This window comes from Nesterenkonia lutea, assembly GCF_014873955.1.
Classification (GTDB): domain Bacteria; phylum Actinomycetota; class Actinomycetes; order Actinomycetales; family Micrococcaceae; genus Nesterenkonia; species Nesterenkonia lutea.
In genome coordinates this window covers 2,754,168-2,776,767 of the sequence record NZ_JADBED010000001.1, presented here as the reverse complement: position 1 = coordinate 2,776,767, position 22,600 = coordinate 2,754,168, and the positions used below count along the sequence as shown (strand labels likewise).

The 22,600-nt window shown below is 68.2% G+C and carries 24 protein-coding genes; 14 read left to right on the top strand and 10 right to left on the bottom strand.

The genetic code is table 11. The features are described 5' to 3' along the window. Positions 1-82 precede the first annotated feature (82 nt). Both H4W27_RS12640 and H4W27_RS12635 read left to right on the top strand, forming a co-directional pair. The gene (locus H4W27_RS12640; protein WP_192596249.1) at positions 83-892 is read left to right on the top strand and encodes an alpha/beta fold hydrolase; all 810 of its coding nucleotides are present in this window, start codon (positions 83-85) and stop codon (positions 890-892) included. Then, a complete protein-coding gene (locus H4W27_RS12635; RefSeq protein ID WP_192596248.1) occupies positions 889-1,641 on the top strand; it encodes an esterase/lipase family protein in 753 nt (250 codons plus the stop codon). Before H4W27_RS12640 ends, H4W27_RS12635 begins: the two co-directional genes overlap by 4 nt. A gap of 50 nt (positions 1,642-1,691) precedes the next feature. Here H4W27_RS12635 and H4W27_RS12630 read toward each other — a convergent pair whose 3' ends face one another. The 4 genes from H4W27_RS12630 to H4W27_RS12615 form a co-directional block, all read right to left on the bottom strand. Further along, entirely contained in the window at positions 1,692-3,395 is a 1,704-nt protein-coding gene (locus H4W27_RS12630; RefSeq protein WP_192596247.1) for an ABC transporter ATP-binding protein, read from the bottom strand. After that, the gene (locus tag H4W27_RS12625; RefSeq protein WP_192596246.1) at positions 3,395-4,450 is read right to left on the bottom strand and encodes an ABC transporter permease; all 1,056 of its coding nucleotides are present in this window, start codon (positions 4,448-4,450) and stop codon (positions 3,395-3,397) included. Before H4W27_RS12625 ends, H4W27_RS12630 begins: the two co-directional genes overlap by 1 nt. Before the next feature lie 2 nt (positions 4,451-4,452). Further along, entirely contained in the window at positions 4,453-5,535 is a 1,083-nt protein-coding gene (locus H4W27_RS12620; RefSeq protein WP_404821856.1) for an ABC transporter permease, read from the bottom strand. A 69-nt stretch (positions 5,536-5,604) separates the two neighbouring features. After that, positions 5,605-7,239 (bottom strand): ABC transporter substrate-binding protein, encoded by a 1,635-nt coding sequence (locus H4W27_RS12615; RefSeq protein ID WP_192596245.1) that lies wholly within the window; start codon positions 7,237-7,239, stop codon positions 5,605-5,607. 154 nt (positions 7,240-7,393) lie between these two features. On the opposite strand from H4W27_RS12615, the gene H4W27_RS12610 reads away from it, so the two are divergent. Genes H4W27_RS12610 through H4W27_RS12595 form a run of 4 tightly spaced genes read left to right on the top strand, consistent with a single transcriptional unit; the run spans position 7,394 to position 10,875 of the window. After that, positions 7,394-7,927, top strand: a complete 534-nt coding sequence (locus H4W27_RS12610) for a DinB family protein (RefSeq protein WP_192596244.1) — start codon at positions 7,394-7,396, stop codon at positions 7,925-7,927. A 46-nt stretch (positions 7,928-7,973) separates the two neighbouring features. After that, positions 7,974-9,056, top strand: coding sequence for a type III polyketide synthase (locus tag H4W27_RS12605; RefSeq protein ID WP_192596243.1), 1,083 nt, complete (start codon positions 7,974-7,976; stop codon positions 9,054-9,056). 21 nt (positions 9,057-9,077) lie between these two features. After that, positions 9,078-9,770, top strand: coding sequence for a methyltransferase domain-containing protein (locus H4W27_RS12600; protein ID WP_192596606.1), 693 nt, complete (start codon positions 9,078-9,080; stop codon positions 9,768-9,770). Next, positions 9,763-10,875, top strand: a complete 1,113-nt coding sequence (locus tag H4W27_RS12595; RefSeq protein WP_192596242.1) for an FAD-dependent oxidoreductase — start codon at positions 9,763-9,765, stop codon at positions 10,873-10,875. The genes H4W27_RS12600 and H4W27_RS12595 overlap by 8 nt, the downstream gene beginning before the upstream one ends. 26 nt (positions 10,876-10,901) lie before the next feature. On the opposite strand, the gene H4W27_RS12590 is transcribed toward H4W27_RS12595, so the two are convergent. Next, on the bottom strand, positions 10,902-11,759 hold the full coding sequence (locus tag H4W27_RS12590) for a UbiA family prenyltransferase (RefSeq protein ID WP_192596241.1): 858 nt from the start codon (positions 11,757-11,759) through the stop codon (positions 10,902-10,904). 168 nt (positions 11,760-11,927) lie between these two features. On the opposite strand from H4W27_RS12590, the gene H4W27_RS12585 reads away from it, so the two are divergent. The 5 genes from H4W27_RS12585 (at position 11,928) to H4W27_RS12565 (ending at position 16,494) form a co-directional block, all read left to right on the top strand. After that, positions 11,928-12,320, top strand: coding sequence for a DoxX family protein (locus tag H4W27_RS12585; RefSeq protein ID WP_192596240.1), 393 nt, complete (start codon positions 11,928-11,930; stop codon positions 12,318-12,320). Positions 12,321-12,396: 76 nt separating this feature from the next. Next, on the top strand, positions 12,397-14,115 hold the full coding sequence (locus H4W27_RS12580; RefSeq protein WP_192596239.1) for an ABC-ATPase domain-containing protein: 1,719 nt from the start codon (positions 12,397-12,399) through the stop codon (positions 14,113-14,115). 144 nt (positions 14,116-14,259) lie between these two features. Continuing rightward, positions 14,260-14,700 carry an OsmC family peroxiredoxin gene (locus H4W27_RS12575; RefSeq protein WP_192596238.1) on the top strand — a complete coding sequence of 147 codons (441 nt, stop codon included), beginning with the start codon at positions 14,260-14,262 and terminating at the stop codon, positions 14,698-14,700. A gap of 106 nt (positions 14,701-14,806) precedes the next feature. Continuing rightward, positions 14,807-15,871: an NAD(P)-dependent alcohol dehydrogenase gene (locus H4W27_RS12570; RefSeq protein ID WP_192596237.1), complete on the top strand. Its 1,065-nt coding sequence runs from the start codon at positions 14,807-14,809 to the stop codon at positions 15,869-15,871. Between the two features lie 68 nt (positions 15,872-15,939). Then, on the top strand, positions 15,940-16,494 hold the full coding sequence (locus tag H4W27_RS12565) for a MarR family winged helix-turn-helix transcriptional regulator (protein WP_192596236.1): 555 nt from the start codon (positions 15,940-15,942) through the stop codon (positions 16,492-16,494). 235 nt (positions 16,495-16,729) lie between these two features. Here H4W27_RS12565 and H4W27_RS12560 read toward each other — a convergent pair whose 3' ends face one another. Continuing rightward, positions 16,730-17,644: a VOC family protein gene (locus H4W27_RS12560; protein WP_192596235.1), complete on the bottom strand. Its 915-nt coding sequence runs from the start codon at positions 17,642-17,644 to the stop codon at positions 16,730-16,732. A gap of 184 nt (positions 17,645-17,828) precedes the next feature. On the opposite strand from H4W27_RS12560, the gene H4W27_RS12555 reads away from it, so the two are divergent. Beyond that, positions 17,829-18,236, top strand: coding sequence for a RidA family protein (locus tag H4W27_RS12555; protein WP_192596234.1), 408 nt, complete (start codon positions 17,829-17,831; stop codon positions 18,234-18,236). 25 nt (positions 18,237-18,261) lie between these two features. Here the strand turns inward: H4W27_RS12555 and H4W27_RS12550 are convergent, their stop codons facing one another. The 3 genes from H4W27_RS12550 to H4W27_RS12545 are packed head-to-tail and all read right to left on the bottom strand — an operon-like array spanning position 18,262 to position 19,793. After that, a complete protein-coding gene (locus H4W27_RS12550; RefSeq protein ID WP_192596233.1) occupies positions 18,262-19,362 on the bottom strand; it encodes an SDR family oxidoreductase in 1,101 nt (366 codons plus the stop codon). A 16-nt stretch (positions 19,363-19,378) separates the two neighbouring features. Then, positions 19,379-19,501: a hypothetical protein gene (locus tag H4W27_RS13770; protein ID WP_264080983.1), complete on the bottom strand. Its 123-nt coding sequence runs from the start codon at positions 19,499-19,501 to the stop codon at positions 19,379-19,381. A 37-nt stretch (positions 19,502-19,538) separates the two neighbouring features. Next, positions 19,539-19,793 carry a hypothetical protein gene (locus H4W27_RS12545; RefSeq protein ID WP_192596232.1) on the bottom strand — a complete coding sequence of 85 codons (255 nt, stop codon included), beginning with the start codon at positions 19,791-19,793 and terminating at the stop codon, positions 19,539-19,541. A 341-nt stretch (positions 19,794-20,134) separates the two neighbouring features. Here H4W27_RS12545 and H4W27_RS12540 point away from each other — a divergent pair, with 341 nt between their 5' ends. After that, positions 20,135-20,557, top strand: coding sequence for a rhodanese-like domain-containing protein (locus H4W27_RS12540; protein ID WP_192596231.1), 423 nt, complete (start codon positions 20,135-20,137; stop codon positions 20,555-20,557). 60 nt (positions 20,558-20,617) lie between these two features. Beyond that, entirely contained in the window at positions 20,618-22,048 is a 1,431-nt protein-coding gene (locus H4W27_RS12535; protein ID WP_192596230.1) for an aldehyde dehydrogenase family protein, read from the top strand. 122 nt (positions 22,049-22,170) lie between these two features. Here the strand turns inward: H4W27_RS12535 and H4W27_RS12530 are convergent, their stop codons facing one another. Next, entirely contained in the window at positions 22,171-22,590 is a 420-nt protein-coding gene (locus tag H4W27_RS12530) for a YccF domain-containing protein (RefSeq protein ID WP_192596229.1), read from the bottom strand. Positions 22,591-22,600 lie beyond the last annotated feature (10 nt).

The window sequence follows — 22,600 nt, the reverse complement described above, 5'->3', positions numbered from 1 at the left end:
CTATCGATGCCGTGATGCCCTGGTGGACAGGCCAGGCCCTGCCCGGCGTCCAGACTGCGCAGCGATTCTCGAGGAGGCGATGGTGTCCCGGCCCAGTGAACCTTCTGTCGCGCTGACCATGCGTCGCGTGCACGCCGGCGGCCATGCTGTCGATGTGCGCGGGACCTTTGCCCCGCAGCGTCCGCCGATCGTGCTGGTGCATGGCATCGGCATGTCCGCAGAGTACTTCCTGCCCTTCGCCGAGGTGATGGCGGCCACCCATGATGTCTACGCAGTGGACCTGCCGGGCTACGGAGGAACGCCCAATCCGGCCCGCGCGCTCACCGTCGCCGAACTCGGCGGGATCGTCACAGAGATCGTCGTCGCGCTGGGACTGGACGCCCCGGTGCTCATCGGCCATTCCATGGGGTGCCAGATTGTGGCCCACGCCGTCGCCGACCATCCGGAGCTGAGCGCGGGATACGTGCTGGTCGGACCGACTGTGGACCCGCGGGCCCGCAGCCTCCCCAGGCAGGGCCTCCGGCTGCTGAAGGACAGCACGAGCGAACCCCTCTCCAGCAACACGGTGATCTTCCGCAACTACCTGCGGATGGGTCCGCTGCGTTACCTGCGCACTGCCCGGTACATGCTGGCCGATCACACGGAGGACACCATCCGGCGCTGCCCCATCCCCGGCCTGGTCATCCGCGGGGAGCTTGATCCGATCGCATCTGCTCCATGGGTGCGTGAGCTGGTCCGCCTGGCGCCGAACGCGGCCCTCCTGGAGGTCCCCGGGGGTCCTCATGCGCTCCAGCACAATCAGCCCGAGCAGCTCGCGGCAGCGTGCATGCCGTTCTTGACGTCGCTGGCGCGCCGTCGTCCCGATGCGTCCACGGAGGCTCGGAACACATGATCGGCCGGAGGAAGCGCCACCGCAGCCCCGCCTGCGAGAGGTCAAGGCCCCTGTCCGCGACGCTCGCCGAGGCGGGGGTCAACCTCGAGGCCTGGGTCCGCGACTATGCCTACGCGCTGCATCGCCAGGCCTCAGGCTTGGTGCGCCGACCCGATCCGCAGCGGTATCGCCGACCGGACTCGACGGAGCCCGCGATCGTGCTCCTGCCTGGGATCTACGAGACCTGGTCCTTCATGCGTCCGTTGGCCGACACGCTCCGGGAGCGCGGCTTCGATGTGCACGCGGTCCTCGACCTCGGCTACAACGGCGGCACCATTGCGGACATGGCAGAGCTGGTGAACGAGTACATCCGCCGAGAGGGGGTCAGCCGCTGCGTGCTCGTGGCGCACAGCAAGGGAGGGCTCATCGGCAAGCTCCTGCTCGCCCACCACAACGAGGCCGGGGCGCTGCAGGGGATGGTCGCGCTCAACACCCCTTTTGAGGGGTCCCCGCTGGCTCGCCTGCTGCCGCTTCCCGCCATCCGGGTGTTCCTTCCACGCTCCCCAGAACTCGTCGAGCTGAGCGCCAGCCGGGACGTGGACCGGCACATCGTCTCGATCTACGGGCAGTTCGACCCGCACATCCCGGGCGGAAGCCGCCTCGAGGGCGCCCACAACATCCAGCTTCAGACGCGCGGGCACTTCCGGCCGCTCGGCGATGCCCGTGTGCACGCCGCGGTCCTCGAGGGGATTCGACGGCTCACCCGCTGACGGATGCGCCACCGGGCAGCCGCAGGGCGGCCGCAGGGCGGCGAAGCTGCTCAGCCCTCCGCTGCGCGATGGGCGGCCAGGGCCTCGCGGCGCTGCTGCTGCTCCACCGGGTCCGGCACCGGAACCGAGGCCAGCAGACGCTGCGTATAGGGGTGCTGCGGGTCGGTCAGGACCTGTCTGCCGGTCCCGTGCTCCACGAGTTCGCCGCGGTAGAGCACCCCGATGTGGTCAGAGAGCATCCCCACCACGGCCAGGTCGTGGCTGATGAACAAGGTGGCGAATCCGCGTCTCTCCTGCAGCTCGCTGAAGACCTCCAGCACTCGCGCCTGCACCGAGACATCCAGCGCCGAGGTCGGCTCATCGGCCACCAGCAGCTCCGGGTCCAGCGCGAGTGCGCGGGCCAGGCTGGCACGCTGGCGCTGACCTCCGGAGAGCTCATGCGGGTAGCGTTGCCCATAGTGCGTGGGCAGGTGCACCGAGTCGAGAAGCTCGTTGACCCGGGCCCTGGTCCCGGCGGCATCAGTGGCCTCGCCGTGGATCAGCAGCGGCTCCGCGATGGCCTCCCCCACGGTCAGCAGCGGGTTGAAGCTGGTGGCGGGATCCTGGAAGACGAATCCGACCCGGGAGCGCAGCGGACGGAAGGTGCGCTCCTTGAAGCCCACCATCTCGTGGCCGAGCACGCTCAGCGATCCTCCGGTGGCGCGGGTCAGCCCGACGATAGCCCGGCCGATGGTGGTCTTGCCGGACCCGGATTCCCCGACCAGCCCGAGCACCTCGCCGGGGGAGATCGTGAAGTTCACCCCGCCGACGGCGCGGAACCCCGATCGACCCAGTCGGCCCGGGTAGACGATCTCCAGATCCCGGGCCTGGACCAGCGGAGCCGCGGGCTCGCCCGGGCCCGCTTCAGCGGTGACCTTATAGGCGGTGTGGGCACCGAGCCGCGGCACGGCGCCGAGCAGATGCTGGGTGTATTCATGCTGGGGGTTCGCGAACAGGTCGCGGACATCGGCCTCCTCGACCACCTCACCGCGGTACATCACGGCGACGCGGTCGGCGAGGTCTGCGACCACACCCATGTTGTGGGTGATGAGCACGATGGCGCGGCCGAAGTCATCACGGACCCGGCGCAGCAGGTCCAGGATCTCAGCCTGCACGGTGACGTCCAGAGCCGTGGTGGGCTCATCGGCCACGATGACCTTGGAACCCAGCGCCAGCGCCATGGCGATCACGACGCGCTGCTTCTGTCCGCCGGAGAACTGGTGGGGGTACTGGTCGACCCGCTTCTCCGGGTCGGGGATGCCGACCGTGCCGAGGATCTCGACGGCGCGTTCCCTCGCCTGCTTCTTGGAGTACTTGCCGTGGGCGCGCAGGCCCTCGGCGATCTGCCAGCCGACCGTATAGACCGGGTTCAGCGCGGTGGAGGCCTCCTGGAAGACCATCGCCACGTCGCGGCCCCTGACCTGGCGCAGCTGCGCGCCGGAGAGCTGGACGACGTCGTTGCCCTGAAGCACCACGGCACCGGAGACAGTGGCGTTGTCGGGCAGCAGACCGAGGATGGATTTGGCGGTCACGGTCTTTCCGGACCCGGACTCGCCGACGATCGCCAGCACCTCGCCGGGCTGCACGTGCAGCGAAACCCCGTCCACGGCGCTGACCGGCTCGCCGTCGGTGGCGAAGCTGATGCGCAGATCACGGATGTCGACGGCGGGTTCGGCGGCGGAGGCCGCACCTTCGTTGTGCTGAACAGCGGTCATCACGCCGCTCCCTTCATGACCGTGGCGGTGCGCCGGGGCACGCGCTTGGGGCGGCGCCGGATCCGCAGACGAGGATCGGAGAGATCGTTGAGCGACTCACCGACAAGTGTGATGCCGAGGACCAGCAGGACGATGGCGGCGCCCGGGAAGACACCGGTCCACCAGATCCCGCCGGCGACGTCGGAGATCGCCCGATTGAGGTCATAGCCCCACTCGGAGGCCGCCGTGGGGTTGATGCCGAAGCCGAGGAACCCCAGCCCGGCGAGGGTGAGGATCGCCTCGGAGGCGTTGAGCGTGACGATCAGCGGCAGAGACCGGGTGGCGTTGCGCAGCACGTGCCGGGAGAGGATCCGCGGCGTGGACGCTCCCAGCACGCGAGCAGATTCCACGAAGGGCTCCGCCTTGAGCCGCACCGTCTCGGCACGCACCACGCGGAAGTACTGCGGCACGAAGACCACGGTGATCGAGATGGCCGCCGCCAGGATGCCGCTGATGAATCCGGACTCGCCGCCGGAGATCACGATGGAGACCACGATCGCCAGCAGCAGCGAGGGGAAGGCGTAGATGGCGTCGGCGATGGTGACCAGGATCCGGTCCAGCCAGCCGCCGAGGTAGCCCGAGATCAGACCCAGTGCGATGCCCAGGAAGATCGAGAGGACGACGGCGAGCACCACGGTCAGCACTGCGGTCTGGGCACCCCAGACGACCCGGGAGAAGACGTCATAGCCGCCGACGGTGGTTCCCCACCAGAACTGGGACGAAGGCTCGGCCTGGCGGGGGAAGGTGCCCTCGGCGTCGGAGAGCTGGTTGAAGCCGTAGGGGGCGATCAGCGGAGCAAGCACCGCCGCGAGGATGAACACGGCACAGAGCACCAGCCCGGCGACGAGCATGCCGCGCTGCAGTCCGGTGCTGCGGCGCAGCTGCCAGACCACGGGCAGCCGCTTCCAGCGCGGCTCACGCTGGCGGGCCTGGCCGGTCACGAGGGGATCGGCCTCCGCGCCGGAGCCCTCCACAGGTTCCGGGACGGAGGAATGGTCATCAGTGGGAACAGACATGGTCAGTACCTCACTCTCGGGTCGATCAGCGCGGCGAGGACGTCCACGGCGAAGTTGGTCAGCGCGACGATCACGGCGAGCAGCGCCACGATCCCCTGCACGGCCACGAAGTCGCGGGCGCCGAGATACTGGGCGAGCTGGAAGCCCAGCCCGCGCCAGCCGAACGCCGTCTCGGTCAGGATGGCGCCGCCGAGCATCAGCGCAATCTGCATGCCCATGACCGTGATGATCGGGATCAGCGCCGGCTTGTACGCGTGCTTGCGCAGCAGCCGGCCCTCGCGCACTCCGCGGGAGCGGGCGGCGTCGACATAGTCCATGGAGAGAGTGCCGATGAGGTTGGTCCGCACCAGCCGCAGGAACACTCCGGCGGTGAGCAGACCCAGGGCGACGGCGGGCAGCACCGCGTGTGCCAGCACATCCGAGATGAGGTCCCACCGCCCGGTGCGCAGCGCGTCGATGATGTTGATCCCCGTGGAGCCCGAGATCCGGTCGAGCACCAGCTGGGTGCTCGTGCTCGCCCGGCCGCCCAGCGGGAACCAGCCGAGCCAGACGGAGAAGACGAGCTTCAGCAGCAGGGCGGCGAAGAAGACAGGAGTGGCGTAGCAGAGGATCGCGAAGATCCGCAGCAGCGCATCCGGGATCTGATCGCGGCGGTAGGCGGCGAAGCGTCCCAGCGGGATGCCGACCGCGAGCGCGACGATCAGGGAGTAGATGACCAGCTCGAGAGTTCCGGTGCCGTAGGTCACCAGGATCTCGCTGATCTCACGATTGTCCGTGAGGGTGCGGCCGAAGTCTCCGGTGAAGATCTGGCCGATGTACTCGAAGTACTGCACCAGCACGGGCCGGTCGTACCCGGCCTCGGCAAGGCGGGCGTTGAGCTGGTCGGGGGTCAGCCGACCTCCCACCGAGGCGGAGATCGGGTCACCGACCACCCGCATGAGGAAGAAGACCAGCGTCACCAGGATGAACACGGTGGGGATGATCAGCAGAAACCGCACCAGGATGTAGCGGCCCAGACCGCCGCCCCCGGATGTCTTTCCGGTGGCGGCGGCGGCCGGAGCCGTTGCTGTGTCAGCGATGGTCACGCTGGTCCTCTTCTCTCAGAATTTCTCATGCGACGCTGCCCAGACCGGCAGCATCAGCGGGTCGACAGATCAGCGGGTCAGCGAGGCGTAGCGGAACTTGAAGGACGCATCCAGCGTCACGCCGCTGATGTCAGTGCCCGAGACCGCGACCTGTGCACCCTGGAGGTACGGCAGCGTGGAGAGATCCTCTGCCACCAGCTCCTGGGCCTCCTCGATCATGGAGGTGCGCTCTGCCTCGTCGGAGGTGCTGGCCTGCTCCAGGATGAGGTCGTTGACCTCCTGGTTGGAGTAGCCGTTGACGAGGAAGTTGTCCTCCAGGAAGAACGGGGCGAGGTAGTTGTCTGCATCCGAGTAGTCCGGGAACCAGCCGAGCTGGTAGGCCGGGTAGACGCCCTCGACGCGCTCCGAGTTGTACGTGTCCCACAGCGTGGACTGCAGGTTGACCTCGAAGAGACCATCGGATTCCAGCTGGCTCTCGATCATGGCGTATTCCTCATCCGAGGAGTTGCCGTAGTGATCCGGGCTGTACTGCAGGTTCAGCTCGACCGGTGTCTCGACACCGGCCTCCTCCAGCGCGCTGGCAGCAGCCTCGGCATCCGGGCCGCCCTCGCCGTCGCCGTACATCTCACGCAGCGGCTCGACAGCACCGGTCAGGCCCTCAGGGACGTAGGAGTACAGCGGGGTGTAGGTGCCCTGGTAGATCTCCTCGCTCAGCGCCTCGCGGTCCAGCAGGCTCGCCGCTGCCTGGCGCACGGCCAGGGCCTGCTCCTCGTCGGCGTCCTCGGTCTCGGCACCGAAGGGCTGCGTGTTGAAGTCGAAGACGATGTAGCGGATCTCGCCGCCGGGGCCGTCATGGACGGTGACATTCTCGTCCTCACGCAGGTCACCGAGGTCGGTGGGGCTCAGGTTGCGGAAGGCCAGATCAATGTCGCCCTCCTGCACTGCAAGCTTGAGCTGGGTCTCCTCGGTGAAGTACTGCGCGGTGACGACGTCGGTCTCCGCCGGGTCGAGCAGACCCTGGTAGTCCTCGAAGGCCTCGTAGCGGATCAGCTCGTTCTCGGTGTAATCCGTGATCGCATACTGCCCGGCGAACGCGTCGCCCTCGACGATCTCCTCGGAGGGAGTCAGCTCGGTGGCGGAGAAGACATCCTCATCCACGATCGGGCCTGCCGGCGAGGAGAGGATCTGCGGGAACGTCTGGTCGTCCTCGCTGTTGAGGTTGAAGACCACGGTCTGGTCATCCGGGGTCTCGACGCTGTCCAGGTTGTAGAGCAGGGAGGACGGTCCGTTGGGATCGGCGATCTCCAGCTGGCGGTCGAAGGTGAACTTCACATCGGAGGAGGTCAGCTCGTTGCCGTTGGCGAAGGTCAGACCCTCCTTCAGCGTGACGGTGTACTGCGTGGGCTCGGTGAACTCCGCGGACTCGGCGATGTCCGGCTCGACGTCCGGGCTGCCATAGGGGGTGTTCATCAGGAATGGATAGACCTGGTTCTGCACGGAGAAGGAGCCGTTGTCATAAGAACCGGCAGGGTCCAGGGATGTGACCACGTCAGTGGTTCCGATGGCGATGCTGCCCCCGGAATCTTCCGAGTCGCCTCCACCGTCGATGTTCTCCGTCTCGGCGCATGCTGCGAGCACGAGTGCGAGCGATGCCGTGAGGCCGACCGCGCTGAGCACGCGGCGCCGCTGTCCAGCTGATGCCATGATTCAAGTCCTTGCGAGTGATGGGCGACCGTCGGCGGGGTGCTGCGGCGGCCGGAGACACGGGGTGTCCTCCGTGTCCGGCGTCAATTGAAACACACAACTTTCTCACCATGTGAGAGGCATGGTGGAGTTATTCAGAATGTAATGTATGTCCATGAGCAGCCTCGACATTCTCAGAGACATCGCCCAGCGTCCTCTCGATGAGGCCCGGGCCCTGCGCCCGGCGCTGACGCCGGAGCTGGTGAACGCGCACCCGCATCATGACAATTCCATCGCTTGGCTGTTGTGGCACTCCGCCCGCGAGATCGATGAGCAGATCGCCGCGCTCTCCGGGACGGAACCGGCGTGGACCGCCCAGGGCTTCGACGCACGGTTCAGCCTCGGACTCGAGGATCACGACATGGGTCTTGGCCACAGCGGGAGCCAGGCCCGCCAGATCCACGTCGAGGACACCGACCTGCTGCTGGAGCACCTGCGCGCCGCGGTCCAGGCCCAGCTGACCTACCTCGACTCGCTGGACGAAGCCGACCTGACCGAGGTCATCGATGAGCAGTGGGACCCCCCGGTGACGCGCTCGGCGCGGCTGGTCAGCATCTCCCTGGACGCCGTGGCGCACGTCAACCAGGCGGCCTACATCACCGGGATGCAGTCCTCCGCCTTCTCCGATGAGCACCCCGAGACGGCGTAGCGAGGCTCAGCCGACCAAATCTTCGCCGTCATGGTTTAGTGGTGACATGCCCGCGCGCATCACCTCAATCGGCACCGCACTGCCGGCGACATCGGTCCCGCAGCAGGACCTGCGCGCCTTCTTCGCTGAGCAGCCCGACGCCAGCAGATTGACGCGTCGGCTGATCGGCGCCGCCTTCGACGCCGCTGGCATCGAGACGCGCCACACCGTGCTGTCGGGTCTCGCCGGCACCCCCGACGGAGAGTTCATCGGCGAGGGCGCCACCCTGCTCTCCCCCACCACCGGCACGCGCAATGATCTCTACCGCCGCGCTGCCCCTGTGCTCGCGGCCGAGGCTGCCGGCAGCGCCCTCGCCCAGGGAGACATCATGCCCAGCCAGGTGACCCACGTCGTCACGGTCTCCTGCACGGGATTCTTCGCTCCCGGCCTGGACTACCGGCTGATCCGGGACCTCGGGCTGCCGGAGACGGTGGAGCGCAGCCACCTCGGGTTCATGGGCTGCGCCGCGGCGCTGCCAGGACTGCGGGCGGCCTCGCAGATCACCGCCGCCCAGCCTGGGGCGGTGGTGCTGGTGGTCTGCGTGGAGCTGTGCTCGCTGCACATCCGCGACACCGCCGATGCGGAGCAGATCGTCGCCGCCTCGGTCTTCGCCGATGGGGCCGCGGCGGCGGTGGTGACCTCCGACGACGCCGTCGGTCGGGCCGGCGGGATCCGCCTGGAGCGCTTCGCCACAGCCCTGACCAGCGAGGGAGAGTCCGACATGGTCTGGACCATCGGCGATCACGGCTTCAACATGACCCTCTCGGCCGAGGTCCCACGCATCATCGGACGCGAGATCCGCGCCGCCGTCGACCGCTTCCTCGGAGAGGCCGACGCCCCCGCGGCCTGGGCGGTGCACCCCGGGGGGCGCAGCGTCCTGGACCGGGTGGAGACCGGCCTGGGCCTGGAGTCCACCGCGCTGAGTGCCTCCCGCGCGGTGCTGCGCGAGAACGGAAACATGTCCAGCGCGACGCTGCTCTTCATTCTGCGCCGGCTGCTGGAGGACCCTGACGTCTCCGGGCCCATCGCGGCGCTCGCCTTCGGTCCCGGACTCACCGTGGAGTCTGCCCTGCTGCACAAGATCTCCTGAGCGGTGAATCCCATGACCCCGGTGAACCTCTCCCGTCGCGACGAGCAGCTGCTCGAGCTCATGGATGACCCGAACTGCGATCCACAGCGCCTGAACGCGACCCTGCGCCGGTTCGGACTGGTCAACCGCCTGATCTCCGGCTGGGACCTGATCTACCGCCGTCGGCTGCGCGGCATCCTGACCAGCCTCGACCGGCCGGCCCGCGTGCTGGATCTCGGCTCCGGAGGTGGTGACGTCCTCGCCCGCCTGGCCGAGCTGGCGGCCCGCGACGGCATCGCGGTGGACTGGACCGGGGCCGACCCGGATCCGCGGGCCCACGAGGCTGCCCGCGCCCGGGCCGAACCCGGCATCAGCTTCCTCTGCGCCGATGCCGATGAGCTGATCTCCCGCGGCGAGAGCTTCGACGTCGTGCTCTCCAACCACGTCCTGCACCACCTGAGCGCGGCCGAGCTTCAGCAGTTCACCGCCGCCTCCCGTCAGCTCTGCTCGGGCACGGTGATGCACACGGACATCGCCCGCGGGCGCCTCGCCTATGGGCTCTACTCCGTGGCCATCACCCCGTTGGCTCCCGGCACCTTCCTGCGCACGGACGGCCTGCGCTCGATCCGGCGCAGCTATCAGCGCGCGGAGCTGGCCTCCGCACTGGGCCCGGACTGGGACGTCTCCTCCCCCGCTCCCTTCCGGCTGCTGGCCCAGGGGGCCGGGCATGTCTGAGGTCATCGTGATCGGCGCAGGCCCGGTGGGCCTGCTGATGGCCGGCGAGCTGTTCCGCCGCGGGGTCAGCGTCGAGGTCCTGGAGCAGCGCGAGCAGAGGGGATCGGACAGCCGAGCCATCGGCGTCCATGCCCCGGTGCTCGCCGCATTGGAGGACTCCGGGCTCACGGAGGCCCTGCTGGAGCACGCGGTCCGGGTGGGCCGCGGCGAGGCCCGCTCCCAGGGTCGACTGCTGGGCACCGTGCGCTTCGACCGTCTCTCCACTCGATTTCCCTTCGTCGCCACGCTTCCGCAGGCCGCCACGGAGAAGGTGCTCTCGACAGTGGCGCCGGAGCCGCAGCGCGGAGTCCAGGTCAGCGCGCTCTGTCCCGCCGCGGACCATGTGGATCTGCGCACCAGCCAGCGGGATCGACGCGCCCCGCTCGTGGTCCTGGCCGGCGGGCCCCGCTCCCGCGACCTGGTGTACCGGAACCCCGCGGCGCACACCTACCAGGACCGCTATCTGATGACCGACGCCGAGGTCTCAGACCGCGAGGACGCGGCCACCGCCGTCGTCCATCTGGAGAAGGCCGGGGTGCTGGAGTCCTTCCCGCTGCCCGGACGACGACGACGCTTCGTCGCCTGGGACTTCCCGCGCGCCTCCGCAGAGGCCCGGCCGCGCACCGCCAGGATGGAACGGACGCTGGCGGCCCACGGCGAGAAGGTCACCGGCGATGTGACGGGGTTCGGGGTGCGCCGCTTCGTAGCTCCGCGAATGCGCAGCGGCCGTCTGCTGGTGATCGGGGATGCCGCCCACGAGGTCAGCCCGATCGGGGGCCAGGGCATGAACCTGGGCCTGTTGGACGCCGCCACACTGGCGCCCCTGCTGGCCCGATGGATCAACACCGGATCGGCCCCAGAGGAGTCCCTGCAGCGTTGGGAACAGCAGCGGCTGGGCTCCGCGCGCCGGGCCGCCGCACTCGCCGGGCTGAACACGCGGCTGGGCCGGCCCGCCGCACCGACGCTGAACCGGCTGCGCGGCCAGGGGGTGCGTCTGATGCTGGGCCCCGGCGTCGGCACCGCCTTCACCCGCGCCTACGCGATGGGCTTCGACTCCGCCGCCTGAGTCGCCGACCGACCTGGGCCAGCGGCTCAGCCGGTGAGCGAACCGCCGGCTGCCACCAGCTGGGCGGCCAGGAGCAGGGCCGCCAGCATCACGAGGCGGAACAGCACCCGCCCGGAGCGTCCCTTCACCGCCAGGAGGAAGGTCACCAGAACCACGGCGACCTCCAGTGCGAAGAATACCCAGGAGATCGCTGGGATCTCCGCCAGCTCCCCCTGCGCCGCGCCGGCGGTCACGGCGATCGCTCCGGTCAGCACGGCAGCGGCCGCGAGCGCCGCCGAGGGCCGGGCACCGAGCCGGTGCGGCAGCCCGGAGATGCCGGTGCGGGCGTCGTCGTCGAGATCTGGCAGCACATTGGTCAGGTGGATCGCGGCCCCCAGCGCACCGCCGGCGAGCAGGGCCCAGAACGCCGCGAGCTGGGGATCCGGTGCCGCGAGAGTGGCGAAGGCCGGGAAGGCGCCGAAGCCGAGGATGAACGGCACGATGGACAGCGGACTGGCCTTCACCCCCGCGTTGTAGGACCAGGCCGAGGCCAGGAAGAGTGCATGTGCGGCGACCAGCCCCAGACCCAGCGGGACCGAGAGGGCCAGGGCGAGGGCCAGCGAGACGAACGCGGCCGTCCATGCGGCGGATGTGCTGATCTCGCCGCGCGCGATGGGTTTGTCGGTGCGCCCCACGGCCCGGTCACGTGCGGCGTCGAAGGCGTCATTGGACAGGCCCACCGAGAGCTGGCCGGCGAAGACCGCGGCTGTGAGCAGCCCGATCCGCCCAGGACCCAGCCCTGCGGCGAGCGAGAGCGCCGCCGCGAGTACAGTGACCACCAGAGTGGGTCCGGGATGAGTGGAGCCCCACAGCCCGCGGATCACCCTGAGAGAAGCACCGGTCATGGAATCAGTGTCTCACTGCGCGGGGACCACGGGCTGTCACTGCGCAGTCGTCACTGGCTGTCACGGATCGGTGCTGTCACCCTGGTCGTCAGCCCTCGTCATCGACCCTCATCATCGACCCTCATTCCCGCCCTTGTCCCACCCTCGTTCCCGCCAGGAGGAAGCCAGATGAACACCGACCAGCAGGCGCTGGCCCTGGCCGGGCTCCTCAGCTTCACCGGAGCCCTCCACCTTCTGCACCCGAGCCCCTTCGACTCGATCGTTCCGCCGCAGCTGGGCAACAGGCGCGCGGTCACCTATGCCAGCGGCGTCGCCGAGCTCGGCTGCGCGGTCCTGCTGGCCGTTCCCGCGACGCGGAACACCGGCGGGCTGTGCACGGCGGCGCTGATGCTCGCGGTCTACCCGGCGAACATCTACTCGGTGAAGAGATTCTGGAGCAGCCCGCGAGCGCGGGCGGTCACCCTGGCCCGGCTGCCGCTGCAGATCCCGCTCGTCCGCGCAGGGTGGAACGTCGCGCGGGCCCAGAGTCCGACAGGCCTCGGCGACCCACGGCCACGCTGAGGTGGAGCAGACCCCAGACGGGACCATCGCGGACCAGGGGAACACGGAAGCGGCAGCGCCACTACACTCGGGGCGCATGGACGATCAGCACTCATTGAGCACGATGCTCACGGCCCTCGACGGCCGGGGATACGCCTCCTATAAGCAGCTGACCGGGTCCTATGATCTCGGGAACCTCCGGCTGTCTGTGGACAAGGTGCAGGTGGATCCGTTCGCGCCGCCCTCGCTGATGCGACTGCGCGTCAGCCGCACGCAGGCGGCCCTCCCCGCCGAGCTGCTCTCGGACCACCACGGCCGGGTCGCGGCCGGAGACTTCCTGACCCGGGCCTTCGCGGCCAGGCTGCGCACCGGCCGCGAGGAGCCCGAAGACCGCAGTGCGATCAGCATCGGCACCCCCGGGCAGCAGGTGCTCGAGCGCACCAGCGTGCTGATCACGCAGGACTTCATCGAGGTGCGCATCGCCGTCAGCCTTCCCGCCGCCGGGCGCAGGGCGCTGGGCCGCAGGGCAGCTCGACTGCTCACCCAGACGCTTCCGCGCATCGCCCAGGACTCACTGCTGGGCGCCGGCCTGGATGTCGACGCGCTCCGGGACCACGTCACCCTCTATCGCGACCAGGCAGGGCTGCGGTCCCAGCTGACCGACAGGGGCCTGATCTGCTTCCTGGCCGACGGCTCTGTCCTGCCGCGGCGAGCAGGAGACTCGGACCATCCGCTGGAGGGTGACGTCGTGGCGTTCCGCAGCCCGGACGCGCTGCGAGTCAGCTTTGAGCTGCCCAGCGGGCGGACACTCACCGGCATGGGCGTGCCCGAGGGCATCAGCGTGATCGTGGGCGGCGGATACCACGGCAAGTCCACGCTGCTGCGGGCGATCGAACGCGGCGTCTATCCGCATGTCGCCGGCGACGGCCGTGAATGGGTCATCACCCGCGCGGACGCGGTGTCCATCCGTGCGGAGGACGGCCGCGCCGCCGCCGGCGTGGACATCTCGCCCTTCATCTCGGGGCTGCCCTCAGGCACCGACACCCGCAGCTTCTCCAGCACCAACGCCTCCGGCTCCACCTCGCAGGCGGCGAACCTCGTGGAAGCGGTGGAGGCGGGCGCGAGTGCTCTGCTGATCGACGAGGACACCTCAGCGACCAACTTCATGATCCGCGACGAGCGCATGCGGCAGCTCATCCCCGCCGAACACGAGCCGATCACGCCCTTCGTAGACAGGGTCCGTCCGCTCTTCACCGAGCGCGGAATCTCCACGGTCCTGGTGGCCGGCGGCTCCGGGGCGTTCTTCGACGTCGCCGATCACGTGATCGTCCTGCAGGACTACACCCTGCGGGACGTCACTGCCCAGGCCCGGCAGATCGCCATGGAGAACCCGACGTCGGCACACACCTCGGCCGCAGACCCGCCAGCCTTCGCCGAGGTCGCTGCGCGCGTGCCCCGACGGGGCTCCCTGCGCCCGGCGAAGAAGACCAAGCCCGCCCGCAGCCGCGGTCGCGAGACCATCCAGTACGGACCCGAGGACGTGGACCTGGCCGCCGTCACCCAGCTCGTGGACGTGGCCCAGACAGAGGCCATCGCCAAGGCCCTGGACCGGCTCGCCGAGAGCGCCGACGGTACCAGTGACATCGCCGGCATGGTCACGGCGCTGCTGGAGCAGGTCGAGGCCGAGGGACTGGACTCGCTGTCCACGCACCGCGGGCATCCCGGGCACCTCGCCCGGCCCCGAGCCCACGAGATCCACGCCGCGATCAACCGCTGCCGAAGTCTGAAGATCCTGGACGCGCCGGTGCGGGACTGACCTGCTCTGCGCCGCCCTTCGGCGCCTTCCCGTCCGCGTTCAGGAATCGTCAGGCCGCATCCGGGAGACTGATACCGCGCACGACAATCAACATCGACGACAAGCCACAGCCAAGATCAACCGGAACAACCAAGGAGAACAGATATGCCTACACGCACAGCCCGCACTGCATGGAACGGATCAGTCCAGGAGGGCTCCGGCCAGGTTGAGCTGAGCAGCTCCAAGGTCGGCACCTATGATGTGTCGTTCCCCAAGCGCACAGCAGAAGAAGCCAATGGCACCACCAGCCCCGAGGAGCTGATCGCGGCAGCACACTCCTCCTGCTACGCCATGCAGCTCTCCGCCGTGCTCACCGGCGCCGGCGGCACCGTGGAGTCCCTGGACGTCAAGGCCGAGGTCTCCCTGGGCGAGGATCCCGACGGCGGCTTCAAGATCACGGGCATCAAGCTGATCGTCAGCGGCGAAGTCAGCGGAATCGACGAGGACACCTTCCTGAAGTCCGCCGAAGAGGCCAAGACCGGCTGCCCGGTCAGCAAGGCACTGGCCGCAGTGGACATCACTCTGGACGCCACCTTCGAGAGCTGATCCCCGAGACCAGAACGGTCTCACACACCCCTGCAGGGCCGCGGCGAGCTGGATTGCGCGCCGCGGCCCTGCGCCGTCTCCCCATTCCCCACAGCTGAGGACCCCTATGACGACGACCATCACCGCGCTCCAGGCCGACAACGCCGAGGGTGACTTCACCACCCGCCCGCTCCAGCGACGCAGCCTGCGCGCCGATGACGTGCGCATCGCCATCCGCTACGCCGGCATCTGCCACACCGACATCCACCAGGTCCGCAATGAATGGGGCGGCGCCAGCTACCCGATGACCCCTGGACACGAGATCGTCGGAGACGTGGTCGAGGTCGGCGCCGAAGTCTCCGAGTTCACCGTCGGCGACACTGTGGGCGTCGGCTGCTTCGCCGACTCCTGCATGGAATGCGAAGCCTGCAGAGACGGCGAGGAGCAGTTCTGCAGCCAGGGCGTCGTCGCGACCTACAACGGACAGGACAAGGACGGCGAGACCACCCATGGCGGCTACAGCCAGCAGATCGTGGTCCGCGACCACTTCGTGCTGCGCATCCCGGAAGGCATGGACCCCGCCTCCACCACTCCGCTGCTCTGTGCCGGAATCACCACATACGCCCCGCTCAAGCGCTACGGGGCCGGTCCAGGCGTCAAGGTCGGCGTGATCGGCATGGGCGGATTGGGACACATCGCGGTCAAGATCGGCGCGGCCATGGGTGCCGAAATCACTGTGCTCAGCCGCACCGACAGCAAGAAGGAGGACGGACTGAGCTTCGGCGCCTTCGCGTACCGCGCCACCGAGGACGGCCAGGCCTTCACAGACCTCGCCGGCAGCTTCGACCTGATCATCAACACCGTGGGTGCTTCGGTCAGCCTGGACTCCTTCCTCGGTCTGCTGGGCCGGGGCGGGACCATGGTCAACGTCGGAGCCCCGAGCGAGGAGCAGTCCTTCCAGATGTTCTCGCTGCTCACCATGCGCCGCAACTACGCCGGCTCCATGGTCGGCGGGCTGCCGGAGACCCAGGAGATGCTCAACTTCTGCGCCGAGCACGGCATCACCGCCACCACGGAGCTGATCCAGGCCGACCAGGTGGCCGCGTACTACGACAAGGTCGTCTCCGGCGATGTGCGCTACCGCGCGGTCATCGACATCGCCTCACTGGGAGACACCGTCCCCACCGCCTGAGCACGACGCCACGGCCGCCGCGTAAAGTTGTCGCGAAAACGGTTTCGCGTCCCGCAGAGAGAAGAACCATGACCACCCGTTGGCTGACATCGTATGAACTCGCCGCCTGGGTGAGGCTCGCCTCCATCCTGGAGATGCTGCCCGGTGCCCTCGACGGCCAGCTTCGTCGGGATGCCGAACTGACCCATTTTGACTACCGGGTGCTCTCCTTCCTCTCGGAATCGGAGAATCAGACGCTCCGGATGACCTACCTGGCACAGGTGACCAACGCCACGCTCCCGCGCCTGTCCCATGTGGTCTCCCGGCTCGAGAAGCGGGGATACCTCAGGCGCAGCCCCTGTGAGGAGGACCGCCGCGCCACGAATGCCGTGCTCACCGAGAGCGGATGGGAGAAGGTCGTCGCGGCGGCGCCGGGGCATGTCGAGGCGGTCCGTTCACTGGTGCTGGACGGGCTGAGCCCCGAGCAGGTCACCCAGCTCACCGATATCACGAGCCGCATCCTGGATCGCCTCGACGCGGGGGACACCCTGCGTCCGCTCTACGCGGCCCATGATGCCGACGTGACTGCGGAACAGGCACGTCGGCATCCCTCGGTCTCCGCAGATTCAGCCTCCCTCGACTGAACCCGCCGCGAGCTCAGCTCGGCAGAACTGCTGCGCGTCGCTGATCTGCTCCGCATGCATGCTGTGGCCCAGACCTTGGTATACACGCTCCTGGGGAGACGTGTGCAGCGGCAGCCACGATGCGGTGCGCGCCACGGCCGCTTGGGTGATCACCTCGTCCGCAGAGCCCCGCCCCCAGAACGCCGCCGGCCTGCCGGCGACGCAGGAGCGGCCAGCGCCTCTTCAACTGGACGGTCTAGCGCGCGAGAAGCTCCTCCGTCGTCCCACCCGGCAGCGCGACAGTGACCTGGGTGCCCCACGGGTCACGAGTGGCGATCCGACGCCCGTCGTCGTCATGGGAGATGCTGCGCGCCCGCAGCCGGGCGGCCAGGGCATCGAGGTCTTCACGCAGCGGAACCGAGATGGCGACATCACCCAGTCCCAGCCGGGCGGCACGAGGACCGGCTCCTCGACTGTTCCAGATGTTCATGGCCACATGGTGGTGATACCCGCCAGCGGCGGCGAAGAGTGCACCCGGATAGCTGCTCACGGTGGTCTGAAAGCCCAGAGCCTCCACGTAGAACGCACGCGCCTGATCCACGTCACCGACCTGCAGGTGGACATGACCCACCGTTCCCGGGGCGCTCGGCGTTCCCGCCGGAGCATCTCCAAGATGCCGCCGCAGGTACTCCGTCGGATCCAACGGGTAGCTCGCCATCTGCAGCTCCCCGTTGCGGTACTCCCACTTTTCCCGCGGCCGGTCCCGGTACACCTCGATTCCGTTGCCCTCCGGATCCGTGAAGTAAAAGGCCTCACTGACCAGGTGATCACTGGATCCCACGAACTGCGACCGCGAATCGGAGGCGGCCCGATGCACCGTTGCCGCCAGCGCCGCAGGACTCTCGAAGAGGAACGCCGTGTGAAACAGCCCCGCGTCCCGGGGGTTGACGGATGGAAGATCCGGCGTGTGCACGAGGCGCAGCATCGGGACGCTGCCTCGACCCAGGACGCGATGCACCTGGCCACCCCGGGCGATCTCCTCCACGGGGGCGAGCGCGAGGGCCTGGTTGTAGTAGGAGGACATCAGCTCGAGATCGCCGACGTGAAGTGTCACCGCGTCCATGGCGGCGGCGGAGCTGAGCGTCTGCTCGTCAGAGGCAGTGTGGGACATGGTCTTGCACCTGGATTCCAAAGTGGGTGGATTTATTGGTTGTAGGGACAAGTATAAGCATTCGCGTAGGCTGATACAAGACGGCCTCCCGGAGGGAGACCTGCCGCGAGACCGAGCTGCTGAAGCTCGCGCGGGACGACGCGTCGACGCGGCACAGTGCATCGCCTGAGACTGAGGAGTCCCGATGACAGCGTCAACCCGATTCATCCGCTCGGCATCGCTGTTCCCGGGAGTCGAATACGCCTACGCCGCACAGGTGCCGGGGCGGTCGAGGCTGATCTTCATGGCTGGCGCCTGCCCGCTGGACGAGGACGGCTTCACCGTGGGGATCGATGACTGCACCGCCCAGGCCGAACAGTGCGTGGAGAACCTGCGCACTGCCCTGCGAGACGCCGGAGCCGGTCTCCAGGACGTGGTGAACACGCGCGTGCTCGTCGCGTCAGCCCGCCGCGCAGATCTTCTTGAGACCTGGAGAGCGGTGCGCTCCGCCTTCGGTGACCACGATCCGCCCAGCACGCTGCTCGGCGTCTCCATGCTCGGGTATGAGCATCAGCTGGTCGAGATCGAGGCCGTTGCTGCGGTCCAGGACTGACTCACAGTGCAGACCGTGGAGAGATTCAGGGGATGACCCGGTCCGCGCGGTAGCGGGCGAAGAGGTCTTTGAACGCCTGCTCGGTTCTGCGGTGGGCGAGGAATCCGGCGTCGCGGCTCTTGCCCATGTCCGTGACGACCTCCATCTCACGCCCCAGGTCGGCATCGGTGTGCCACCAGGAGGCGAGTCTGTTGATGTCCGTCTCCACCAGTCCATGCTTCTCCGCGATCGCGGGCCATGCGGACTCGTGCGGTGCCATCTGCTCCTCGAGCGGGCGAGGGGTCGCGGAGAATCCGACCACGCGCTCGGGGGCGACCCCGAGGTCGGCGGCGAGGCGGGGCCACATCCACCGCCACCGGAACACGTCGCCGTTGACGATGTTGAACGGCTCGTTCGCCCCTGCCGGATCAGTGGAGGCCCAGATCATCTGCTCGGCGAGCAGGCCGGCGTCGGTCATGTCGGTGAGCCCGTTCCACTGCTGCTCACTGCCCGGGAACACGAAGTCAAGGTCGAGCTCCTTGGCCAGCGTGGCCTGGACCGCGATGGTCAGGCCCATGTTCATCGCATTGCCCACAGCGTGCCCGATGATCGTGTGCGCACGGTGGACGGACCAGGTGAATCCCTGGGTCTCCGCCGCGGCGAACAGCTCATCCTCCTGCGCGTAGTAGAAGTTGGGGGTCTCCAGCCGCGGCTCCTCCTCGTGGAAAGGAGTCTCGGGCGTGGCACCGGCGGCATAGGCCTCGAAAGGGCCCAGATAGTGCTTCAACCCGGTCACGATGGCCACATGCTCGAGCGGGGCATGGGAGAGCGCTGCAAGAAGGTCATGCAGCATCGCCTGGTTGACCCGGATGTTCTCGGCCTCGGTGTCCTGCTTCTGCCAGGCGGTGAAGAAGACATGAGTGGGTCGGTGCTCCGCGAGCGCCGCAGTCAAGCTCGCAGGGTCGCGGAGATCGGCGGCCACCCCGCGCAGCCCCGGCGTGGAAGATGCGCTGCGCGAAAGCGCCAGCACATCCCAACCTTCGGCGACGAGCTGTTCGCCGATCGCCGATCCAGTGATCCCCGAGGCGCCCACGATCAGTGCGGTGCGAGTCGCGGGAGAGGACGAGGTTTCGTCGGAGGAGGTCATGGACGGTGGAAGGCATTCAGCCGCGCAGAAATTCCCCGACCGCCGTCCAGACTCCGATGATCACCAGGGCAGGCACCGTGAGCACGAGGGCGGCCATGAGGAACGCGTTGAGCGTCGCGACCAGCGTGATGTCCATCATGGACCTACTCCGAGTGAGGATGCCGGTCTTGGGTGGATCATCGTGCTGATGTGTCGCGGTAGAGACTGCGGTTGAAATGCAGACGGCGCGAGGTGAAGCTTGTGCCCAGCATGCGCTCGATGTTGGAGATCACCCCGTGGGACACCGTCTCCATCAGGTCTGAGGGGTCCGACTCTGCCGTGACCGTGCAGTTGAGATGGAACACGAGGTCAGCCTCATCCCCGGAGATCTCCACTATGGCGCATTCGACCTGGGGGTGGGACATCAGCCCGGCGGAGGCCGCCTTGGCCATCTGGTCATATCGAGTGCACCTGAGCTCTCGTGCCCCCACTCCAGGACCACCTGCCGGCCCAGCCGGCTGCGCTGTCATCTTCGCTGACGTCCGCGCTCGCGGAGTCATGACGATGTCTGATCCGCTGATGCTGCGGGGGGACTGCCTGTGCACTCATCTGGTTTCTCCATACCCACTTGCGACCGCCCCCGGGGCGGCCACCCATGTACCTCTTGATCCTGCTTACTGTTAGACGGTATAACTATTAGTTGCCCTAAAGCAACGTGGCCGCGGGAAGCCCGCGCGTGACACTCATGCTGGTGCGGTCCATTCGAAAGACGCCCCTGGTGTTCAATGGACCGATGACACCTGCACTGACTGCCGTGGAGTTCTTCTCCGCAAAGCTCAGCTTCGAGACCGACCCGGCAGACCTCGCCGCCGATCGCGCGGCCGGGGCCTCCCCGCTGGTGGTCGACGTCCGCTCTGCCGAAGCGTGGAACCAGGGCCATATCCCCGGTGCCCTGCACATGCCCAACGCCGAACTCTCCGAGCGGGCGGCTGAGCTGGGCTCAGACCTGGATCGCGCCGTCGTCGTCTACTGCTGGGGGCCCGGCTGCAACGGCAGCACCCGAGCGGCGCTGACCCTTGCCTCGCTGGGCCACACGGCAGTTCGCGAGCTCATCGGCGGGTTCGAGTACTGGGCCCGGGAGGGATTCCTCGTCGAGAGCGCCACCGGGCGCCACCGTCGGTCCCCCGATCCGCTGACCGCCCCGCTCCATGACTGACGGCTGCGGCATCGCTGCTCTGTAGGGTGGTGGCAGTCCCCGACCCGAGAGGTTCGCTCCATGACTCCCTACTTAGCAGCTGACGAGCGCCCGCCGTCCGAGCGGCACGTGTCCACGCCGCTGGGCACCCTCGACGCCCAGGTGGCCGGAACCCAGCACGCCTTTCGGACCGGGCTCACCCAGCCCCTCCAGTGGCGCCGCGAACAGCTGGAGGCACTGCTGCGACTGCTCGAGGAGCGCGCCGGCGAGTTTCATGCGGCGATGGAGGCGGATCTGGGCAAGAGCGACGTCGAGACTCACCTCACCGAAGTGCTGGCGGTGAAATCTGAGGTCAAGAACGCCCTGAAGAACCTGAGCCGCTGGACTCGGGATCGACGAACCCCTGTTCCGTTCATCGTAGGAACGGCTCGTGCACACGTGCAGCCGCAGCCGCTGGGCACGGTCCTGATCATCGGACCCTGGAACTACCCGTTTCACCTGCTGCTGATGCCGCTGATCGGCGCCCTGGCGGCCGGCAACTCGGTGGTCCTCAAGCCCAGCGAGCTGGCTCCCACCGTCTCCCAGACCGTGGCGAGACTGGTGCCGGAGTACCTGGACCGTGAAGCCGTCCAGGTGGTGGAGGGCGGAGTCGAGGTGACCACGCGACTTCTCGAACACCGCTTCGATCACATCTTCTACACCGGCAACGGGGCTGTGGGGTCGATCGTGATGGCCGCCGCCGCCAGACATCTGACGCCTGTGACCCTGGAGCTGGGCGGCAAGTCCCCCGTCTGGGTCGACGCCTCCGCAGACCTCGCTCAGACGGCCGAGTCTCTCGTGTGGGGCAAGTTCAGCAACTGCGGCCAGACGTGCGTGGCCCCGGACTACGTGCTCACCACGCCCGCCCTGGCCGAGCCGCTGGCCGCGGAGATCGCCCGGGTGACGACCCGGGCCTTCGGGAAGAACCCGCGCACCGCGAAGAACTACGGGCGCATCATCAATGAGCGCCACACCGAACGTCTCGCCGGGCTGCTCGGCTCCGGCATCCCCGTGATGGGCGGCACGGCCGATGCAGCCGCGAGATACGTGGCACCGACGGTCCTGATCGACGTGGCCCCCGACTCCGCCATCATGAAGGACGAGATCTTCGGACCGATCCTGCCGATCCTGGCGGTGGGCGATCATCACGAGGCCATCGAGTTCATCAACGAGCGTCCGAAGCCGCTGGCCCTCTACGCCTTCACCGAGCGTCCCGAGGTCCGCGAGGACCTGCTGCAGCGCACCTCGTCCGGCGGGATCACCTTCAACACGGTCATGACCCAGCTGGCTGTCTCCGCGCTCCCCTTCGGCGGCGTGGGAGCCAGCGGCATGGGCAGATACCACGGCGAGTACAGCGTGGCCACGTTCAGCCACGAGCGGGCCGTGCTGCGCAGGCTGCCCGGCTTCGAGCCCGCCCGGCTGGCCAAAGCTCCGATCTCCCGGGGCGTGCGCCGGATCCTGCTCAAGGGCTGAGGATCCTCGCCGCGCTGAAGCAGAGTGCGGAGCCGGCGTCCCTGAGGTTCATGCGCCGGCGTCCGGCAGGCCCAGACGCCCGGTGGCATGCAGACTCAGACGCCCGGTGGCGTGCGGCAGGCTCAGGCGTGCCGGTAGGTCGGCAGCACCGCTCGGGAGGGGACGATGACCTTGCCCAGCGGCATCAGCGAGACCGGGATCAGCTTCAGGTTTGCGATGCCCAGCGGAATGCCGATGATGCTGACGAACATCGGGATCGCGGTGAGCACATGCCCGATGGCGATCCAGATTCCGGCCACCAGCAGCCAGATGACGTTGCCCACGGCGGAGAACAGGCCGCCTCCCCGGGGGCTGCGATCCACGATGGTCCGCCCGAAGGGCCACAGCGCATAGACCCCGATGCGGAAGGATGCGATGCCGAAGGGGATCGTGATGATCAGCAGACAACAGATGATCCCGGCGAGGAAGTAGCCGAGCGCGAGCCAGAGACCGCCGAAGACCAGCCAGATGACGTTGAGTATCAGAGAGACCATGGAGTTCATCCCTCCATTG

What these genes read in the sequence shown, in the direction of transcription:
- H4W27_RS12635 (WP_192596248.1), top strand. Translation starts at nt 889, where the DNA reads ATGATCGGCCGGAGGAAGCGCCACCGCAGCCCCGCCTGCGAGAGGTCA.
- H4W27_RS12630 (WP_192596247.1), bottom strand. Translation starts at nt 3,395, where the DNA reads ATGACCGCTGTTCAGCACAACGAAGGTGCGGCCTCCGCCGCCGAACCC.
- H4W27_RS12625 (WP_192596246.1), bottom strand. Translation starts at nt 4,450, where the DNA reads ATGTCTGTTCCCACTGATGACCATTCCTCCGTCCCGGAACCTGTGGAG.
- H4W27_RS12615 (WP_192596245.1), bottom strand. Translation starts at nt 7,239, where the DNA reads ATGGCATCAGCTGGACAGCGGCGCCGCGTGCTCAGCGCGGTCGGCCTC.
- H4W27_RS12610 (WP_192596244.1), top strand. Translation starts at nt 7,394, where the DNA reads ATGAGCAGCCTCGACATTCTCAGAGACATCGCCCAGCGTCCTCTCGAT.
- H4W27_RS12605 (WP_192596243.1), top strand. Translation starts at nt 7,974, where the DNA reads ATGCCCGCGCGCATCACCTCAATCGGCACCGCACTGCCGGCGACATCG.
- H4W27_RS12595 (WP_192596242.1), top strand. Translation starts at nt 9,763, where the DNA reads ATGTCTGAGGTCATCGTGATCGGCGCAGGCCCGGTGGGCCTGCTGATG.
- H4W27_RS12590 (WP_192596241.1), bottom strand. Translation starts at nt 11,759, where the DNA reads ATGACCGGTGCTTCTCTCAGGGTGATCCGCGGGCTGTGGGGCTCCACT.
- H4W27_RS12585 (WP_192596240.1), top strand. Translation starts at nt 11,928, where the DNA reads ATGAACACCGACCAGCAGGCGCTGGCCCTGGCCGGGCTCCTCAGCTTC.
- H4W27_RS12580 (WP_192596239.1), top strand. Translation starts at nt 12,397, where the DNA reads ATGGACGATCAGCACTCATTGAGCACGATGCTCACGGCCCTCGACGGC.
- H4W27_RS12575 (WP_192596238.1), top strand. Translation starts at nt 14,260, where the DNA reads ATGCCTACACGCACAGCCCGCACTGCATGGAACGGATCAGTCCAGGAG.
- H4W27_RS12570 (WP_192596237.1), top strand. Translation starts at nt 14,807, where the DNA reads ATGACGACGACCATCACCGCGCTCCAGGCCGACAACGCCGAGGGTGAC.
- H4W27_RS12565 (WP_192596236.1), top strand. Translation starts at nt 15,940, where the DNA reads ATGACCACCCGTTGGCTGACATCGTATGAACTCGCCGCCTGGGTGAGG.
- H4W27_RS12560 (WP_192596235.1), bottom strand. Translation starts at nt 17,644, where the DNA reads ATGTCCCACACTGCCTCTGACGAGCAGACGCTCAGCTCCGCCGCCGCC.
- H4W27_RS12555 (WP_192596234.1), top strand. Translation starts at nt 17,829, where the DNA reads ATGACAGCGTCAACCCGATTCATCCGCTCGGCATCGCTGTTCCCGGGA.
- H4W27_RS12550 (WP_192596233.1), bottom strand. Translation starts at nt 19,362, where the DNA reads ATGACCTCCTCCGACGAAACCTCGTCCTCTCCCGCGACTCGCACCGCA.
- H4W27_RS13770 (WP_264080983.1), bottom strand. Translation starts at nt 19,501, where the DNA reads ATGATGGACATCACGCTGGTCGCGACGCTCAACGCGTTCCTCATGGCC.
- H4W27_RS12545 (WP_192596232.1), bottom strand. Translation starts at nt 19,793, where the DNA reads ATGGCCAAGGCGGCCTCCGCCGGGCTGATGTCCCACCCCCAGGTCGAA.
- H4W27_RS12540 (WP_192596231.1), top strand. Translation starts at nt 20,135, where the DNA reads ATGACACCTGCACTGACTGCCGTGGAGTTCTTCTCCGCAAAGCTCAGC.
- H4W27_RS12535 (WP_192596230.1), top strand. Translation starts at nt 20,618, where the DNA reads ATGACTCCCTACTTAGCAGCTGACGAGCGCCCGCCGTCCGAGCGGCAC.
- H4W27_RS12530 (WP_192596229.1), bottom strand. Translation starts at nt 22,590, where the DNA reads ATGAACTCCATGGTCTCTCTGATACTCAACGTCATCTGGCTGGTCTTC.